Below are 19,044 nucleotides of genomic sequence, written 5' to 3' on the forward strand. Positions count from 1 at the left end.
CCCGCGCGATCCTTTGGATCGCGCGGGGACCCCAAGTTCCCGCGGAACTCGCGGTAGGGCCTTTCCGGGCGGCCAACCCGTAAGATTGCAGATTCAGCGCCGCATTGAGGTCCCGGTTCAACTCCAGCCCACACGCCCCACACCGGAACACCCGCTCCGAAAGCGGCATCCGGGGCGCCACCCGCCCGCACCCCGAACACCGCCGGGTCGAGGGAAAGTCCCGCGGGGCCACGATGACCCGCGACCCGTACCACCGGGCCTTGTACTCCAGCATCCGCCGGAAGGCCCCCCAGCCGACGTCCGCCACCGACCGGGAAAGGGGCCCACGGGCCAGACCCCGCACGTTCAGGTCCTCCACGACGACCGCCGGCTTGGTTTTCGCCAGCCACGTCGTGACCTGGTGCAGGAAGTCGGCCCGGATGTTCCGGACCCGGCGGTGGAGCCGCGCCAGCCGCAGGGCGGCTCGCCGGGCGTTCCGGGAACCCTGCTGCTTGCGGGAAAGCTCCCGGGACCGGCGCCGCAGAAGCCGCAGGGCCCTCGCCAGGGGCTTGGGCGCCTCGACCGTCGTCCCATCCGAAAGGGCCAGAAACGACGTAAGGCCCAGGTCGACGCCGACCGGCTCCCCCTCGCGGGGCGGCGGGTCGGGCCGCTCCACCTCACACGTCAGGCTCACATACCAGCGATCCGCCTCCCGTGCGATGGTGGCCGAAAGGATCCGTGCCTTTCCCGCTTGAAGAAGGGCCAGCAGCTTCTCGGTTCGCTCCTTGGTTCGGACCTTCCCGATGCGGGGCAGTTGCACGTGGCGGGGATCGACCCGGATGGCGCCGGTGAGGCGAGCCTTGTTGTCGTCGAGGGATTTCTTCCGCTTGAAGCGGGGTGGGTCGGCCCTTCCAGACCGCCCGTTCCGGAAGGCCCGCTCCAGGTCCCGGAAGGCCTCCTGGGGCGCGCATTTGGAGACCTCGGCCCACCAAGGGGCGTTCGCCCGCTTCCACCGGTTCCATTCCTTGTGGAGGTCCACGGCGGAGGGGAGGCGTCTTCCCTGGGCCAGCGCTTCCCGGCAGCGGGCCAGGCCCCAGTTGTAGGCGAAGCGAGCCGCCCCCACGTGCTTCGCGAGGGCGATGCGCGGCGCGACGTTGGGGGCGAGCTCAAAGCGAAAAGCCTGATTCACCCGCACCGCAGGGCCTCCAAGGCCTTTCGGGCTCGCCGGCGGGCCGACCGACGGCCGTAAAGCGTTCCGCACGCCGAGGTGAGCCCCTCCCGGACGGCCCGAACCAGATCCTCCCAGACCTCCCCCTCTTCCACCCCGACGATTGGCTTTCCCGCCGCGGCTCCGGCGGCCTCGACCCGCTCAAAACCGAAGCGGGCCAGACGGTCCCGGTGTTCGACGACCATGCGGCCGACCTGGGGGTCCCGGAGGATTTTCAGCCATTTCCTGCCCCTTCCGTTCCGGCCGGAGCCCACCGCCGCCACCCCCTCGAAGTCCGTCCCGCCCGGCTGCCGGGCGAAGGCCTCGCGCCGTTGGATCGGTCGCTCGAGGTCCGCCTGCGGGTCGGCGGAGGAGACCCGCTTCCCGGGCCGACCGCCTCCACCCGGATCGTGCCCGGGGGGAGCGGCCGGGCGGGGACAGGGAGTTTCCCAGACCGGAACCACCGCCAGGCGGTGAGATCGCGGATCCCTTGCCTTCGAGCCCAGTCGGAAAGCCCCATCGCAATAAATGATAATAAAAACCGCAGCAGTTGGCGACCCCCAAGGTGAAAATGGACAAAGCACTAGGTCTGAAAGCGCGCCCACCAGCGCGGCAACGTCTCCCCTACCGGGCCTCGCCAGACCTCATCCGCAAGCGGCGTGAGCGGCGTATCCTCCAGATTGAACTCGATGATCCGCGCCCCGCAGGCTCGCGCCAGGCGCGGGAGGCTGGCCGCCGGCTCCACGATCCCCGAAGTGCCGATGACCAAAAACAAGTTCGCCTCTTGAGCGGCTTGCACGGCCAGTTGCCATGCTTCCGAAGGAATCGGTTCCCCGAACCAAACCACGTCCGGGCGGAGCAACGCGCCACACGTGGGGCAGCGAGGGGGGATCTCCGGCAATGGGACCCGGCGATCCTCCCAAGCCCGATCTTCCTGAACACATCGCACTCGCCAGAGATTCCCATGCAGCTCGACCACCCGACGGCTGCCCGCCTGCTGGTGCAGACCATCCACGTTCTGGGTGATGAGAACGAAGCCCGGGAGGGCCGCCTCCATCTCCACCAATGCGCGGTGGGCGGGATTGGGTTGCGCCCGGGCGATCACCTCCCGACGCCACGCGTACCATTCCCAGACGCGCACCGGATCGCGGGCAAAGGCTTCCGGGGTCGCCAGCTCTTCCGGGCGATATCGCCCCCAAAGCCCATCGGGTCCTCGAAAGGTTGGCACCCCGCTCTCCGCGGAAATCCCCGCTCCGGTCAACGCGACCACCCGCGGGCCGAATTCCATGGAATCGCTTACCCCCGCCATCGACATCCGCCCAAGGACGAAGGTTCCAGCGCCCGAGGGTCAGACAGGCCGCCGGGGATGGCCCAACCCTTTCGAAGCGATTACAAACCCTCCCCGGCGGCCGGCAACCGCCCAACCTCCAAGCCCGCTCTAATGCGGCAACCGCCTCCCCCGGGTCCGAACCACCGTCCGCAGCAGGCCGACGTTGCGAGCCAGCACCACCAGCATCACGGCGAAAGCGGCCATCAGCCGATCCGGAGGAACCCCCCACAGAACCATGAGGATCAACCCGAGGGGTAAAGCGACGATCCCCACGCTGGGCAGCCAGCGGAAGCGATAAGCGGCGAGCGCGCCCAGCACATACGCGGGGATCACCTCCCGAAAGGCCAAGACGAACAACGCTCCCGTCGCGGGTCCCAGGCCCCGCCCGCCCCGATCCAGACGGATGATCTTATAAAACGGCCAGCAATGGCCGATCACGGGCGCAACAGCGACGGCGATCAGCTCCGGCGGGCTGAACCCCGCCCGCAGCGCGATGGCCGTGGGGACCGCGCCTTTGCCCATGTCGAACAGGATCGTGATGAGGCCGGCCACCGGCCCGGCCAGACGCCAAGCCCCACCCCCGCCCGGGTTGTCCTCCAATTCGTGAGGGCTTCGGCCCGTCCTCCACCGCACGAAGATCTCCGCCGGAAGAATCGAACCCACCAAATAAGCCGCGAAAGCCAGCAAGAACCCCATCGCCGCCCCCAAGGGCTTGATATGCCATACGCCGTTCGCTTCCTAACGAGGATTTTAGCGGAAAGCAACGATTCGGACGCTGGCCGGAAGTCCCCCTATCGGGCTTGCGCCGACCAGGTCCTACGTCGGTGCAGGTCGATGTCCGGTGCGAAACGCCGATGGATAAAGGCCGATTCCCATCGGCGTCAATGGGCCCAATCGTCCTCTGCAGGCCCGCGGCCGCTGGGTCGGCCGACGTCCGGTGTGAAGCGCCCATGGAGGCCGATTGGGATCGGCGCCAAGGGGCACAGCGCCCGGAGCGGGCGGCCACTCACGGATCCCAGCCCCCTTTGTAGGGGCATCCCTTGTGGGTGCCCCTACAAAGGAAGAACCCGCACCGAATCCGGGCCCAGGAGGCTCTCCAGGCGGGCCAGCAATTCAGGGGAGTAAGTGGTGCCATAGCGAGGGAAGCGGAGGCGCACCTGCCGCCGATCCGAATACACGACCACCACGCTGAAAGGATCCGGCCCTGGCCGCTCGGTCAGCACCCGATGAACTTCCTGAAGACGACGGAAATCTTCCTCCAGATGCTCGGTTCGATAGAAATAAACCAGGATATGTCGGGAAGGAACACCTCTCGGCCCTGCCGCGGAGGAGGATGGATCCCCCCCTGGCGCTTCATGGTTTGTCGGCCGGACGGGATCAGACGGGGAACCTCCTGGGCCCAGGGATCGCTCGCCTGGGTCCACGCTCTCGGACCTCGAGGACGCGGATGGTGTGCCCTCCTCGGTCTTCCCATAAGGTTCGCCCTCGTGATCCGTCCGCCAGCGGGCTCTAGGCTCGCCAGAGGGTTCGCTCTCCCCCTGAGGGGTCTGGCTCTCCGCACGGTAGAAGGTCGAACTTGCGGTCGAGTTCATCGATGGTGTGTGAGCGCCCTGTTGCTCCATGGATGGGGAAGTCTCCACCGAATCCGCAGGAGGCAAGAAGTGAACCTCCTCAGGTCCCGATCCCGAATGTGTAGGTCCCTCAGAGGCTTTCCTGCTTGAAGCTACGGGCCCAAGCCGCGCCACGGCCTCGCCGGCCTGGAGGTCCTTCCTCTCGCCAGAAGGCCGGCTTTCTCGAGCCTCGCCGAGCAGCTCGCCCTCCCATAGCTCCTCCGCGTCCTCCAGCGCAACGGAAACCTCTTCCTCAAAAGACTCCTCCAAGGGCTGCGCAATCAGCGCATGATCCCTTAAGTCCTCCGCCACCACCCGAGGCTCCCGCCCGCCTGCCTCCACTTTGCCGATCACCATGACGATGGCCTCCGGGCGCGCCAGGCCCCCTTTCTGCTTCCAGAGCCGAGGGAAGACCACCACCTCGACGGTCCCATGGATATCTTCCAATGTCACATAGGCCATTGTCTCGCCGGTCCGTGTGGTGGTGGTGCGCACCGCCCGGACGATTCCGGCGAGCCTAACGGTCTGGCCATGGGTTTCCTCGCTCAGATCCGCCGTGGTGTGCGTAATGAATCGCTGCAGCGTCGGCCATTGTCGGGTCAGCGGGGTCTCCGAGAGATAAGCGCCGACCAGATCCCTCTCCCACTCCAGGATCTGGTTCTCCTCCACCTCCGGAAGCTCGGGAAGCGGTCCCACAAGGGAAGCGGCCTCCGTCGAGACGCCGCTCAGCTCGAAGAGGCTGAGCATCCCCATCTGGCGTTCCCGATGATAGCGGGCGCTCGCCTCCATCAGGCGGTCCAAGACCTCCAACAGCTGCGCCCGACTCCCGAAGTCCTTCAGCGCCCCCACCTTGATCAACGATTCCATCGCCCGCCGGCCGATCTCTTTCAGATCCACCCGCCGTGCGAGATCATCCAGATCCCGGAACGGGCCGCCCTCCCGGCGGGCCGCCAGGATGCGGGCCACAGCCCCCTCCCCCACGTTCTTCACCGCCGCCAGCCCAAACCGGATGGCTTCTTTTCCATCCGCAGCCCGCTCGATGGTGAAGGTCGCCTCGCTCCGGTTGATATCCGGCCCGAGGATCTGAATCCCCAGCCGCCGGCACTCTGTGACGTAGAGGCCGATCTTCTCCACCTTGTCCCGGTCGACCGTCATCAGGGCGCACATGTACTCGACCGGATATTTCGCCTTCAGGTAAGCGGTCTGGACGGTGATCACGGCGTAAGAGGCCGCGTGGGCGGCGTTGAAGCCGTAACGGGCGAAGAACTCAATGTCTCCCCAAATCGCCTCGGCGATCTCCTGGGGGATGCCGTTACGGACACACCCTTCCAGGAACTTCGCCCGCTGCTTCGGGAAGGCCTCGCCTTTCTTCTTGGCCACCACCTTGCGCAGCTCATCCGCCTCCGAGGGCGTGTAGCCGGCCAGATCGATGGCCACACGCATGATCTGCTCTTGATAGACCAGGATGCCCATCGTGCGCTGGAGGATCGGCTCCAGGCGAGGATGCCGGTATTCGATGGGCTCCTGGCCGCGCATGCGGCGGATGTAATTGGGGATATACTCCAGGGGGCCCGGGCGGTAGAGGGCCAGGGCGTCCATCACGTGGGAAAAGGCGCGGGGCTTCAGATCCCGCATCATCCGGCTGAACCCCCGGCCCTCCACTTGGAACACCCCCATCGTCTCCCCCCGGCCGAGCAACGCGTAGGCCTCCGGCGCATCCGTGGGGATCGTGTCTAGGTCCCAACGCACCCCGTGCCGGCGGGCGACCAGGTCGCAAGTCTCCCGCATCACGGTGAGGGTGGAAAGGCCAAGGAAGTCGATTTTCAGCAGCCCCAGGGCCTCCAACGCTTCCATATCGAACTGGGTGACCGGCAGGAGGGGCGATCGGCCGGCGGCCTCTTCCTCCCCATTCCCTTCACCGTTCTCCCCCCGGGCGGTTCCCTTCACGCCGGTCGGCCGATGCAGTGGGACATAATCCACCAGCGGGCGGTCGGCGATCACCACGCCGGCGGCATGGGTGCCGGCGTGGCGCACGGTTCCTTCCAGCTGCATCGCCAGATCCAACAACTCCCGGATGTAATCCTTCTCCTCATAGAGGCGGCGCAGCTCCCGCCCTTCCTCATTGGAGGGATCCAGGAGATCGCGGATCGAGATCTCCTTCCCCGGGATGGCCGGGATGAGCCGGGCCACGCGGTCCACCTCCGGCAGCGGGAGATCCAGCGCCCGCCCCACATCCCGCACCGCCGCCCGCGCCTTCATCGTCCCGAAAGTGATGATCTGCGCCACCCGATCCGCCCCGTAGCGGCTCACCGCATAACGGATCATCTCGTCCCGCCGGTCGTCAGGGAAATCGATGTCGATATCGGGCATGGAGACGCGGGCCGGGTTCAGGAAGCGCTCGAAGATCAGATCCAGCTCGATGGGGTCCACCCGCGTGATCCCCAGACAATAAGCCACCAGGCTCCCCGCGCCGGAGCCCCGCACGTTCCACCAGATCCCCCGCTCCCGGGCATACCGGATGAGGTCCCATACGATCAGGAAGTAGGCGTCAAACCCCATCCGGTGGATGATCTCCAACTCGTATTCCAGGCGCTCCCGATAGCCGGGTTTGGGCTGGGGGAACCGCGCCCGGAAGCCTTCCTCGGCCAAATGACGAAGATACGCCGCGGGATCCGGGAAGCCCGGCGGCGGTTCAAAACGGGGCAGGCGGTGGCGGCCCAGCTCCAGTGTGAGCGAGCACATCTCCGCCACCCGGAACGTGTTGTTTACGGCCTCGGGGACCTCGGCGAAGAGCTCCCGCATCTCTTCGGGGGAGCGGAGGTAATAGGTCTGATCGCTCATCTTCATCCGGCCGGGCTCCTTCAGGCGCTTGCCCGTCTGAATGCAGAGCAAGACATCCTGAAGCCCCGCGTCCTCCGGCCGGACGTAATGGACGTCGTTGGTCGCCACCAGCGGGAGGTTCATGCGCCGGGAGAGGGTCACCAGGCCCCGATTGATGTCATCCAGCTCCGGAACCCCTGGGTGGGATTGCAGCTCCAGGAAGAAACGGCCGGGGAAGCGTTCCGCAAACCAGGCGGCAACGGCCTCGGCTTCCTCCAACCGCCCCTGGGCCAACAAGCGGGGGATCTCCGCAGAGGGACATCCGGAGAGGACGATCAACCCGTCCGCGTGACGCTCCAGCAAGGCCTTGTCGATGCGCGGCTTGTAGTAGAAGCCCTCCAGTTGGGCGATGGTCGCCAACCGGATCAGGTTCCGCCATCCGACCTCATCCATCGCCAGGAGGGTCAGGTGGTAAAGGCTCCGGTCATCCGGCTCCCGATCCTGGATCGTCCGACGGGCCAGGTAAGCCTCCATCCCCAGGATCGGCCGGATCCCCGCCTCCTGGGCTTTCTGATAAAACGTGACCGCGCCATACAGAACGCCATGGTCCGTCAGGGCGATCGCCGGCATGCCCATTTCGGCCGCCCGGCGGACCAGGTCGTCGAGCCGGCTGAGCCCATCCAGCAAAGAATATTCGCTGTGGACGTGCAGGTGGACGAACGACATGAGGCCTTCCGAAGATACTCCACGAATGATTCGCGGTGACCGAATTCCCTGAATCCGGACAAGGCGAATGGATCGGCAAACCGGGAGAGGCGATCCTACTTTACAGTTCACTTATACCACTGTCCCTCCCGGATGGGGAGCGCTGGAGGTTCGCTTTAACCTTCAAGGGAGGGAAACCCTCTGATGGCTTACTGAAGCGGTAGGCAGCCACCCCAATGCGTGGCATGTAGGGGCACCCTTGGTGGGTGCCCCTACATGCTGCCCGGGTCGCAAGGGCCGCACCGAGTCTTCTTCCCGTCATGCACCGGCACCCCCGGAAGGCCCCCGCGGTCGGGGGATGGAGAAGCTGAACGATGAGCCGCGCCCAGGGGTGCTTTCCACCCAGATCCGCCCTCCATGGGCTTCCACAATGGCCCGGGCCAGATACAACCCCAACCCGGTCCCGGGGGTCTGCCGCGCCCGGGCCGAGCTCGCCCGGTAGAATCGCTCGAAGATGAGCTCCTGTTCCTCCGGAGGGATCCCTACCCCTTCATCGGTGACCGTGACGATCACCTCGCGCGGGGTGGCCCGCCCGGAGATCCGAATGGTTCCCCCTTGGGGCGAATACTTGATGGCGTTGCTCACCAGGTTCGCCAGCACCTGCTCCAGCCGGCGCGGATCGCCTTGCACCAATGGGAAATTGGAAGGGAAATCCACTACGATGAAATGACGATCCGTCTGCGGGCGGAAGCGATCCGCCACCCGCTCCGCCAGCTCGTCCAGCGCCACCTCCACGAATTGCAATTCGAGAGCCCCGGCCTGCAGCCGGGAGGCGTCCAGGAGGTTATCGATCAGCTGGGTCAACCGGTCCGCCTCCTCCTCGATGATCGCCGCGATCTGCCGCACCATCGCCGCATCCCAAGTCGCGTCCTCCCGCCGCAGCGTTCCGGCGTATCCCTTAATGATCGAGACGGGCGTCTTGAGCTCGTGGGAGATGATGGAGATGAAAGTGGATTTCAACTCCTCGGCCTCGCGGATCCGCGTCATATCCCGAACCACGCCGACGATGTTCACCAGGCGTCCGGTGCGGTCCAACAAAGGGGAGTAGGTGATCCCCACGGCCACCCGCCCCCCATCGCGGCGGATCAGGTCTCCTTCCACATAAATCGGCTTATCCCCCGCCAGAGGCCAGCCCCCCGCCTCCGCCTCCGCCAAGGTCATGCCGGATCGCCGAGGGTTAAGGATCACCACCTCATCGTGCGCGCGACCAATGGCCTCCGCTGGGGACCATCCGGTCAACCGGGCCATGGCCCGGTTGAACACCTGAATGCGATGGGCCGGATCCAGGATGATCACGCCATCCGCGGTGGCCTCGATGATCGCCTCCAGCCGCCGCTTCTCCGTCGCCAGCTGCTGGTACAGCTTGGCGTTATGCACGGCGATGGCCGCCTGATCCGCGAAAGCGCGCAGGACCAGCCGATCATCATAGGTGAAAGCGGTCCCGAAGGTGCGGAAAACCACCAGGAGGCCCAGAAGGTCCTCCCCCACCATCAACGGCAGGGCCACCGCCTGCTGGGCCTCCACCCGGAGCCAACGCGCGATCTGGGTGAGCACCCGCTCCACCTCCGCCCGCCCCCACGCCTCCGGGTATGCGGGGAGCTGCGCCAGCAGGGCGTCCAACTCCCCCCATCGGGTATTCGGCAGGCCGTATGCGGCACGGATGGCGAACGCATCATCCTCCCGGAGCGCGATGAACGCGACCTGCCCAGCCAGCATCTCCGCCGCTGCCTCGACGACCAACCGCAACACCGCATCCAGATCCAGCTGCGCCGTGATCGCCCGGGTGATCTCCAGGAGATAATCCCGCTGTCGAACCCGAAAATCCGTCAGCATCCCTCGAGCTCCCATTCATTGTCCGTCGCTTTCGCATCGCCCCGCGTCCCTCCTCCCCCATTATATACGGGAGGCGAGGGGAAATTCCCCCTCATCCTTGAGCATCACCACTGCTTCTTCTGCGTGTTGACGAAAACCCAGGGTTCCGGATACAATACGTGACTGGTCGCTCGAGAAGATCTCATCCCTTGGAGGTGGGTCCTTGCCGAACACACGCTCCGCATTAAAGGAGTTGCGAAAGGCAGAACGGCGGCGACAACGGAACCGCGCGATCCGCACGCGGGTCCGCACTTTTGTGAAATACGCCCGTCAGGCCATCGCCCAGGCGGATCTGGAGGCCGCGAAGAAGGCCATCCAGGAGGCCTATCGGGAGCTGGATCGGGCTGCTCGCAAGGGGGTGATTCACCGGAACACCGCTGCTCGCCTGAAGTCCCGTCTGATGCAGCAGTTTCACCGCACTTTTGGCCAGGTTCAGGCCGCAGCCTCCTGATCGGCATGAGGAGAGAGAAGCTCACCGGGTGAGGTTGCGCGGACGGCATGTCCCCCCGCCGCGGATGGGGGTCAGTGGTTCGGCTTTCTTATGGGATATAGCGGCTGGGGCCGGGCGTTTCAATGCCCGGCCCCAGCCGCTAAAAGCATGGGGATCCTTCCAGGCTGCGAAATGCCAAAAGATCCCTTCCCTCCGGATGAGCGAAGAGTGCCTCGCCCATCTCCCTGACTCAACACTCCCGCTCTCCGAGCCGCCAGCGATCATCCAGGGGATCCCCTCTGTTCCCCTCCTTCAACTCTCCCCAATCGCTGCGCGGCCCTGATCCGTGATGCCGTAAACGGGATTGGCCAGGCTCTGGCGCACCAGCCCCCGCGCGGCAAGATCGTCCAGGATACGGATGACCTCGCGGGGGTTCATCGCCAGGTCGCGGGCAATGGTGTAGGGGCTGTGATAGCCTCGGTGATCCCGTAGGTAGATCAAGATCTTCCGTTCCGCCTCGCTGAACGCCGTCACGGCCATTGCCCACCTCCAGATCCTAGCGAGGCCTTAACGGCTTTTGGAATGTGGAGGCCGCCTCAGACCGCTTCCACGACCCTGAAAGCTCATTGCTTCAGTTAAATTTTAACGCAATTGGGCGGCCTCCCCCCATTTCCGTTCGAGCACGGAACGGGTGTCGCTCCTTGGAGCAGAGGTTAGAGGACCTCCGGAGCGGGGATTCCGAGGAGGTTCAGGGCGTTCGCCATCGTCTGGCGGGCTGCGGCGACGAGGGCGAGCCGGCCCTCCCGGGTCGGAGATGGTGCGGTCAGCACCGGGCAGTCCCGATAGAACTCGTTGAAGGCCTTTGCCAGATCGAAGACGTAGTTGGCGATGAGGAGGGGCTTGTAGCGCTCCGCCGCCGCCTGGACCACATCGGGGAAAGTCGCAATGGCCTCGATCAGCGCCACCTCCTGAGGCGTTAGATCCTCAAACAGGCGATCGCCCTCCAGCCTCACCGAGGTCTCCGCCTTCTCCAGGATGCGGCAGGCCCGAGCATGGGCATACTGGAGATAAGGACCGGTCTGCCCTTCCAGGTTCAGGGCGGCGTCCCAATCGAAGACGATGACCTTGTTGTTGTCCACACTCAACATGCTGTATTTCATCACCCCCTTCGCCACCGCCTCCGCAATGCGGGCCTTCTGATCGGGGGGAAGATCCGGGTTCTTCTCTTCCACAACGCGACGGGCGCGCTCCCGGGCTTCGGCGGCGAAGTCCTCATAGAGCACCACCGTCCCCGCCCGCGAGGACATCTTCCCGCCCGGCAGGGTGACCATCTCGTAAGCGAGATGATAACACTTGCTGGCCTGCGGAAAACCCCACAGCTCGAGGATCTTGAAGATCTGCTTGAAGTAAAGCGACTGGCGCACGTCGACGACGTAGATGGAGCGGTCGATATGGTATTGCTCGAATTTCCGCTTGGCCAGGGCGAGATCCTTCGTGGAATACAGCGTGGTCCCATCGCTGCGCAGGATGGCGATGGTACGATATTCCTCCTTCCCCTCCTGGCCCAGCAAACGATCGATCTCCACCACCACCGGGCCGTGGGGGCGCAGGTCTGTGGCGATGCCCTTCGCGATCAGCTCCTCCACAATCCGTTTGCCCTCCTCTTCCACCTCGCTCTCGAAGAACCAGACGTCGAAGGTGATGTCCAGCTCCGCGTAAATGCGGCGGAACTCCTCCAGACTCCATTCGCGGGTCCGTCGCCACAGCTCCATCAGCTCAGGGTCGCGCGCTTCCCAGCGGGCGAACAGCGCCCGGATCTCCTTCTCGTAGTTCCATTCTTCCTGGCGATGGCCGATCGCAAGATATCGGTCCCGCAAGGCCGCGACCGCCTGGCGATCGGCCTCCCCGCCCTTCCCTCGTCGGCCCCGGGCCTTCTCCGCCAACTCCTCCAGCCATCGCCCCATCGCCTCCCAGAGCGACCACAACCAGTCTTTGTCGACGATGGCCTCCAGATCCGGAAGCTCCCCCAGGGCCATCGCCCGGATCAGGGCCGCGGCGTCCTTCTGACCGATGGGGCCGGAAGCGGCGTGGGCGGCCAGGGCCTCCGAGAGACGGTTCAGCAGGAACTCCCGCACCCAGGGCGTGACCCCTTCCTCCCGGAAGGCGCCCAACAGGAAGCGAACCACCTCGCGGCGATAGGCCTCCGCCTCCTCCAGACGGGCCTCCGCCTCCGCATAGATTTGGCCGAGCCATGCCCCACGCCGTTCCGCCGGTTCTTCCCCCCGATGGAATCGGAGGTACCCCCACAGCGCCTTAATCACATGGGCGCCGATATCCCCAGGGTAAGTGGCGCGAATCACCTGGAACCCTGCGAAGTCCAAGATGCGGGCGAGGGCATCGCCGAGGACGGCGTTGCGGAGATGGCCGATGTGGAACGCTTTATGGGTGTTGGGCTGGGAGAACTCCACCATCACCCGCTCGCCCTTCGAGGCCCCCCGGCCGTATGCCGGGCCTTCGCGGAGGACGGTCTCGATAATCGAGCGGGCGACGTGAGAGGGGTTGAAGTAAAGGTTCAGGTAACCCCGCACGGCCTCTACCCGCTGGAAGCGTGGATCCCCCGCCAGGGCCGCCCCCAAGCGCTCTGCCAAGCGCTGGGCGATCTCCTGAGCCCGGGCCGGGACGTCCAGATCGGGGCGGGCTTTCTTCTCTTGAGCGGCCAGCTGCATCGCCACCGGGGTGGCCATGCCCCACGTATAGGCGAAGGGGAGATCGCGCCATTCCAGCGCCGGAGGCTCCGGGAGGCTCAGTTCCCGAAGGGCCTCTCGAACCCGCTCCGTCGCCCATTCCCGATAAGCGGCCAGGATCATCGGAGCTCCCTGCGAGCATCCAAGGTTTCCCGCCCAGAAACCAGCAGGGGCCGCCGATCGGCGGCCCCTGCTGGGGTCCAATGGCGCGCCCGGCAGGATTTGAACCTGCGACCTTTGCCTCCGCAGGGCAACGCTCTATCCAGGCTGAGCTACGGGCGCGTCCATCGCTTACATTTTAACAGGATCCAGTCGCTCTGACAAGCCCGAGCGATCCGCAAAGAATAAACCTCTGGTGGAGCGGCCGCTTCGCCGCTGCACCACCAGAAGTTTTCCACCCCAATGAAAGGGACGCTTCACTTAGGGCTGGTGGGGGTTGAAGGTGCGGATGAAGGCGATGATGTCCGCCAGGTCCTGATCGGTGAGGGCCGGGTTGCCGCCCTTCGGCGGCATATCCACCCCCGTGGTGTTCGCCGGATCCGTCGCCGGCCGCCCCTTCTTGATGAACTCCAGCAACTGGGCGTCCGTCTGTTGTTTCACGAAAACACTGGTGGTCAAATCCTTCCCCAAACCGGGAAGCCCCTTCGCATCCGGCCCATGACACGAGGCGCATGTGCCTGCGAACAGCTCTTTCCCTTTCTCCGGATTCCCCTGCAACGCCACCGCAGCCGGAGTGGCAAGCGGAGTTGGGACCGCCGAGTGCCCTTCGGAAGAGGCGATCGGAGGGGCCGTCTGGGGCTGCGGCATCGGGTAGAAAATCACCGCCAGGACGACCAGAAGGGCAAGGCCGCTGATGACAAAGGGCCATGGGCCGATCCGCTGCGAGGGAGCCGCCGCGGCCTCCGCCGCCGGCGCGGGCGCTTTCGCCTGCGCCGCTGGAGCCTGCCCGTAGGCCGCCTGGACCTCCCGGGTCAGCCAGACCATCAGAGCCGCCAGCAGGGCTCCCAGAATCAGCGTCGCCAGGAGGACTCCGCCGACCAGAAGCAACAGTTGAGCGGGTGACAGAGCCGGCATAAAACCCCACCTCGCTTCGAAAAGGATGGGTCAGAGCGCTTACAGGTTCGATCGAATTCTATGGGAAGGCGGGTGGGACGTCAACATGCCCTCGCGCTTTTTGGGGGCCTGGCTCCACATTGAGAGCCCTCTCATGCGAGGGGAAACGTTTTCTATGTGGTGTGGGCTGCTGACACGGCCCACACCACATCGCGGTGGAGGAAGAGGAAAAAAGTATTTGGGGGCGAGCCGGGCCCAAAAAGCGCCCGGCTCACCCCCAAACCCTCACGAGTTAACTAACTGCAAATAAAGCACGAGGGACCGCACCTGATCTCATCAGGAAGGAGAGGCCTCCCGGTGAACCGCCACAGCTCGCTCCGGAAGCGGCGGCAGGAACCGATGAGCCAGGTTGAGGGTGAGCAGCCAGGCCAGCGTGGACTCCGCTCCTTGATGGAAACTGACCCCGAGGGGCTCCAGCCCATCCCGACACCCGCCCGTCCTCAGGTCCGCCAAGGCGCAGCCGCGATCGTTCCAGCCCAGGAACCATCCCACGCAACGCTCCAGGACCTCCAACCACATCCGATCCTGGGTGGCCTCCCAGGCCCGGGCCGCCGCCTCGGCCATGGCCGCCCCCTCCAGAGGCTGCTGGGCAAAGCGGGCCCTCTGCCCCCCGCGAGGGAACCACCCCCGGTTGCCGATCCAGGAGAAATGGCCTCCTTGAGGGTCGGTTTGGATCTCCACCAGCCACCGCAGAACGGCGAGGCCCCGCGCGACCCATTGCGGCTCCCCCAGGCGATGGCCGGCCGCGATCAGCGCGGCGGGGAGAATTCCATTATCATACGTGACCACTTCATCACACCACGGCCAATCCGGCCCGGCGTGGGCCCGGAAGCGCTCGTCCAAGCGGCGGGCCAACTCCGCGATCCCTGCCCGCAAGCGGAGATCGCCTGGGAACTGCTCCAGGGCGCCGAGGCCGCCCAGCACCGCATACGCCCAGGGCCGCGGATGCTGGAAGGCCTGGCTGGCCGGCCAGGCTTCCTGGAACAGCGCCATAGCGACCGCCCGGATCTTCTCCGGCCCGAAGGCGATCGCCTCGCCCAGCGCCCAGAGCGCCCGGCCGTGGGCATCCTCGGACCCCACCTCATCCAGCCAACGCCGATCGTAGCCCATAAAATTCCGGAACCGCGCGGCCTCTGCATTCCACGCATGGTTCAGGAACGCCAGGTACGTTCGCATCAGCGGAAGATAGGAGGGATCCCGGCGCCGTGCCCATTCCCGCGCCATCAGCAACAACGCCCGCGCGTTATCGTCCGTGCAGTAGCCGAAACGGCGATCGGGGATCGTCCCACGCGCGTGTTGGAGCAGGCCGGTCTCATCGGTGAGCTGACGCAAATGCTCCAGGCGCACCGGAGGCCACCGCGAGGGACGAACGGGAAGCCATGCCGGACGGCTTGCGACTCGCGGGCGCCCCAGCACCTCACGGAACAGATCCAGGTAGCGGCGGCCGACGATCGGCCACGCCATCTCCTGTCCCCGCTCATAAGCGGCGCGGCGTAGCCGCTCTCGCTCCTCCGGGCTCGAGAGCAAGCGATCCAAGGCCTGGGCCATCGCCTCCGGATCCTGGAAGGGCACCAGCACCCCCCGGCCCTCCTCAAGGATCTCCTCCGCATACCACGAGGGCGTGGAGACGATGGCTTTCCCGCAAGCTAAAGCGTAGGTCAACGTGCCGGAGACGATTTGCTCCCGCGCCAGATAAGGCGCAACGTAGATGTCCGCCGCCATGAGGAACGTGAGCAGCTCCTCCCGGTCCAGGTAGCGATCGATGAGACGGATGTGGTCCTGCAGCCCGGCCCGCGCGATCTCCCCTTCCAGAAACCGGCGGTAGGATTCGCCGTACCGGCGGCGGACCTCGGGGTGGGTCGCCCCGACGATCAAATAAAGGAGATCCGGATGCCGCGGGGCGAGGGCTTTCATCGCCTCGATCATGACCTCGATCCCTTTGTTGGGGCTGATGAGCCCGAAGGTGAGCAAGACCCGCCGCCCATCCAGGCCCAGGCGGGCCTTGTAGCGTGTGGGGTCCTCGAAGGGCACCGCCGGCGCCCCGTGATCGATCCGAACGATCCGCTCCGCCGGCACCCCATAGCGCTCCACCAGGAACTGGCGGGCGCGCTCCGTCATCACGACCACTCGGTCCGCCCGGCGGGCGAGGGCGCTCAGGATGCGCCGTTGGCCCTCCAACGGCGAATACAGGACGGTGTGCAAGGTGACCACGAGCGGCTTGCGCAGGCCTTCCACCAGATCCAGCACATAGGCGCCGTCCGGACCGCCGAAGATCCCATATTCGTGTTGCAGACAAACCAGGTCGATGGGCGCATGGTTCAAATAATCCGTGGCCGCCCGGTAATCCTCCACAACTCCATCGCGGATCTCGAAGGCCACCTCCGGGCCGTACGCATAGCGGTGAGGGGGATTGGTGAGGGCGACAACCCGCACGGCCTCCGAGCGGCCCAGGGGCTGCCCTTGGGCTTCCGCCAGCGCCCCGGCCAGGTCGTGGGTGAACGTCGCGATTCCACACTGCCGGGGCACATAGGTTCCCACCAGCGCAACACGGATTCCACCTCCCATGGCCCTTTCACCTCGCCATCCAGGTTCGTTCCAGGGCCTCTGCCCTCGACCTTCCCCAGGCCGAGGCCTGATCGACCCGCCTGCGCTCGCCATCACAGCGGCGCGTGTTTCAGGTAATCCAGGAGCTGTTGGAGCGAGGCCGAAGCCATGGCGACGCAAGTATCCGCCGCGCCGTAATACATCAGCAGCTCCCCGGAGCGTGGGTCCACGATCGCGCCACACGGGAACGTCACGTTCGGAACATCCCCCACCCGCTCATAGGGCGCCCGCGGGCCGAAGATCCACTCGGTGCTCCGTCGGATCACCTTGCGGGGATCCTCGAGATCTAATAGCGCCATCCCCACCCGATAGATCCGGCCGGAAGCGGTCTGGCGCACGCCGTGGTAGAGGATGAGCCACCCCTCCGGCGTCTCGATCGGTTGGGGCCCCAGGCCGACCCGATCGGAGTCCCACCATCCACCCGGGCGCGCCTCAATGATCACCGTATGGTCCCCCCAGTGGCGCAGATCCGGGGAGAACGAGATCCAGATGTTGGGTCGAGCGCCCGGGGCTGTCGGCATCGGGCGGTGGATCATCGCCCAACGCCCCTTAAACCGACGAGGGAAGAGGCTGGCGTCTTTATCCTCCGGGGGCAGGATGGGGCCCAGCCGATGGAAGGTTCTGAAATCCGCTGTCGTGGCCAGGGCGACCAGAGGTCCACCCCGGGAGTACGCGACATAGGTCACCGCATACAGCCCCTCTTCCTCCAGGAAGACAATGCGGGGATCCTCGATCCCCCAGAACTCCTCGGGATGGCGCAGGGGATCGGGGACCAGGGTGGGCTCGGGATCCACCCGCCACCCGCTCCGCCCATCCGGGCTGCGGGCGACGGTGAGATGGGAGAGGCCTTGGAAATCCTCCACCCGGACCAGCAGGAGGACCTCATCGTTCAATCGGGTGGCGCCTGGGTTGAACACCGCGTTCGCCGGATACGGCCAGTCCGCGGCGGTCAGGATCGGATTGCCCGGATAGCGATGGAAGAGCTCCGGCATGGGAAGCCCTCCTGAAGGATTCCTCACCTTCCGGTTACGGCTGCCAAGGCGAGAAGGAACCCAGCGAGGGAAGGGCAATTGGGTTTCTCCGTGGGATGTGGACCGCCTTCGACGGCCCACGCCCCACGAAGGAAAAAACAACCACCTGCTGCCCAATCGCGTCGCACCACAATAGGAAAACGACGTAGAGCGAGCCCGTTTCGCCAGGCGGTGGTCGGATCGCTCCCTCCAGAGCCCAAATAGAAGTTATACACTCTTAGCATTAGAACAAGATTAGAGAGGCCCAGGCGGCGCCCTCGATGGTTTTAGCCTGCAACCGATGATCCACCGGTAGAATGGTATAATTCTGACCAGCGCCCGATCATATCCCCCGACAAGGAGCAAGGGCCTTTGCGTCTGCTGATCACCGGCGTGAGCGGATTCGTGGGGCGCCATCTGGCCGTCGCGTTGGCCCAGGAGACCAGCTGGGAGCTTTGGGGGTGGACCCGACGGCCCGTCGCCGGGCTGCCCGATCGCCTTCGGACGGCCCAGGTGGACCTCCGGGACCCTGAGGCCGTCCGTCAGGAGCTCGCTCGTCTGGCGCCCGAAGGCATCGTCCACCTGGCGGCCCAGTCGGATGTGGCGGAATCATGGCGGGATCCCTGGGGCACCTTCGAGACGAACGTGCGTGGAACTCTGAACCTGCTCGATGGCCTTCGGGCGCTGGGATTGCGGCCTCGTGTTCTGATCGTGACCTCGAACGAGGTCTATGGCCTCATCCGGCCAGAGGAAGTTCCCATCCGCGAAGATCAGCCGTTCCGCCCAGCCAACCCGTATGGGATCAGCAAGGCCGCTCAGGATTGGCTGGCCGCCATCTACGCCACGGCTTACGCCCTCCCGATCATCCGGGCTCGCCCATTCAATCACATCGGCCCTGGCCAGGATCCCCGCTTTGTGGTTCCCTCGCTGGCCCGTCAGATCGCTTGGATCGAAGCGGGATTGCAAGAGCCGGTGCTCCGGGTGGGGAACTTAGAAGCCCGGCGGGATTTCACCGACGTCCGCGATGTGGTGCGCGCCTATCGCTTACTGTTGGAGCACGGGGAGCCCGGCGAAGTTTATAATATCGGATCCGGCCGCGCGCGTTCCATCCGGGAGGTCATGGACACGCTCCTGGCGATGGCGCGGGTGAACGTGCGCGTGGAGATGGACCCTCAGCGCATCCGCCCCGTCGAGATCCCGATCAGCGTGGCCGATACGACCCGGATTCGGGAGCGTCTCAGGTGGCAGCCTAGGATTCCCTTCGAGCAATCCCTGCGCGATGTGTTGGAGGAATGGCGGGCGCGGGCGCGGGAGGAGCAGCAGCGCAGGCGTTCCTTATCCTAATCCCAAATTTTATGCGCTTGGTCCCTGCGCGGCCCCACCTCACAGAAGGCTTTCCCTCTCCCCCTCCCCGGGCGACGAAGCCCCATAGGGAGGAGGAGAAGAACGCAAAGTCAGCCCGTTTCGCCAAGCGATGATCGAATCGCGATCATTTGAAGCGACTACTGCTTTTAAATTTGGGGGTTTTTGAGGGCTGGGCCAGGGGCCTTCGGCCCCTGG

12 protein-coding genes, 1 tRNA gene and 1 pseudogene are annotated in these 19,044 nt (G+C 65.5%); 2 read left to right on the plus strand and 12 right to left on the minus strand.

Annotated elements, in window-relative coordinates; translation table 11 throughout:
* From ACFMO5_RS04215 to ACFMO5_RS04240, 6 genes and pseudogenes are all read right to left on the minus strand, one after another.
* Positions 1-1,174, minus strand: a 1,174-nt coding sequence (locus ACFMO5_RS04215) for an RNA-guided endonuclease InsQ/TnpB family protein (protein WP_376791507.1), incomplete at its 3' end; no start/stop codon positions are given.
* Positions 1,165-1,706, minus strand: a pseudogene (locus ACFMO5_RS04220) (recombinase family protein). The gene ACFMO5_RS04215 and the pseudogene ACFMO5_RS04220, both read right to left, overlap by 10 nt.
* A 63-nt stretch (positions 1,707-1,769) precedes the next feature.
* Positions 1,770-2,495 (minus strand): NAD-dependent deacylase, encoded by a 726-nt coding sequence (locus ACFMO5_RS04225; RefSeq protein WP_376791508.1) that lies wholly within the window; start codon positions 2,493-2,495, stop codon positions 1,770-1,772.
* Positions 2,496-2,624: 129 nt separating this feature from the next.
* The gene (locus ACFMO5_RS04230; protein WP_376791509.1) at positions 2,625-3,212 is read right to left on the minus strand and encodes a glycerol-3-phosphate acyltransferase; all 588 of its coding nucleotides are present in this window, start codon (positions 3,210-3,212) and stop codon (positions 2,625-2,627) included.
* A gap of 356 nt (positions 3,213-3,568) precedes the next feature.
* Positions 3,569-7,672, minus strand: coding sequence for a DNA polymerase III subunit alpha (gene dnaE, locus ACFMO5_RS04235; RefSeq protein ID WP_376791510.1), 4,104 nt, complete (start codon positions 7,670-7,672; stop codon positions 3,569-3,571).
* Between the two features lie 297 nt (positions 7,673-7,969).
* A complete protein-coding gene (locus ACFMO5_RS04240; protein ID WP_376791511.1) occupies positions 7,970-9,544 on the minus strand; it encodes an ATP-binding protein in 1,575 nt (524 codons plus the stop codon).
* A 202-nt stretch (positions 9,545-9,746) separates the two neighbouring features.
* Here ACFMO5_RS04240 and rpsT point away from each other — a divergent pair, with 202 nt between their 5' ends.
* On the plus strand, positions 9,747-10,034 hold the full coding sequence (rpsT, locus tag ACFMO5_RS04245; RefSeq protein ID WP_376791512.1) for a 30S ribosomal protein S20: 288 nt from the start codon (positions 9,747-9,749) through the stop codon (positions 10,032-10,034).
* A gap of 291 nt (positions 10,035-10,325) precedes the next feature.
* Here rpsT and ACFMO5_RS04250 read toward each other — a convergent pair whose 3' ends face one another.
* The 6 genes from ACFMO5_RS04250 to ACFMO5_RS04275 all read right to left on the minus strand — a co-directional run bounded on the left by ACFMO5_RS04250 (position 10,326) and on the right by ACFMO5_RS04275 (position 17,466).
* On the minus strand, positions 10,326-10,553 hold the full coding sequence (locus tag ACFMO5_RS04250; protein WP_376791513.1) for a hypothetical protein: 228 nt from the start codon (positions 10,551-10,553) through the stop codon (positions 10,326-10,328).
* Between the two features lie 173 nt (positions 10,554-10,726).
* Positions 10,727-12,880: an arginine--tRNA ligase gene (argS, locus tag ACFMO5_RS04255; RefSeq protein WP_376791514.1), complete on the minus strand. Its 2,154-nt coding sequence runs from the start codon at positions 12,878-12,880 to the stop codon at positions 10,727-10,729.
* A gap of 81 nt (positions 12,881-12,961) precedes the next feature.
* Positions 12,962-13,039: transfer RNA gene (locus ACFMO5_RS04260), tRNA-Arg, on the minus strand.
* A 138-nt stretch (positions 13,040-13,177) separates the two neighbouring features.
* Positions 13,178-13,831 carry a c-type cytochrome gene (locus tag ACFMO5_RS04265; RefSeq protein WP_376791515.1) on the minus strand — a complete coding sequence of 218 codons (654 nt, stop codon included), beginning with the start codon at positions 13,829-13,831 and terminating at the stop codon, positions 13,178-13,180.
* A gap of 315 nt (positions 13,832-14,146) precedes the next feature.
* Positions 14,147-16,435, minus strand: a complete 2,289-nt coding sequence (locus ACFMO5_RS04270) for a glycosyltransferase family 4 protein (protein ID WP_376791516.1) — start codon at positions 16,433-16,435, stop codon at positions 14,147-14,149.
* Positions 16,436-16,527: 92 nt separating this feature from the next.
* Positions 16,528-17,466 carry a glycosidase gene (locus ACFMO5_RS04275; RefSeq protein ID WP_376791517.1) on the minus strand — a complete coding sequence of 313 codons (939 nt, stop codon included), beginning with the start codon at positions 17,464-17,466 and terminating at the stop codon, positions 16,528-16,530.
* A gap of 390 nt (positions 17,467-17,856) precedes the next feature.
* On the opposite strand from ACFMO5_RS04275, the gene ACFMO5_RS04280 reads away from it, so the two are divergent.
* Complete coding sequence (locus ACFMO5_RS04280) at positions 17,857-18,828, plus strand: GDP-mannose 4,6-dehydratase (RefSeq protein WP_376791518.1); 972 nt, start codon at positions 17,857-17,859, stop codon at positions 18,826-18,828.
* Positions 18,829-19,044: the final 216 nt, after the last annotated feature.

It is taken from the genome of Thermoflexus sp. (genome assembly GCF_042408365.1).
Classification (GTDB): Bacteria; Chloroflexota; Anaerolineae; order Thermoflexales; family Thermoflexaceae; genus Thermoflexus.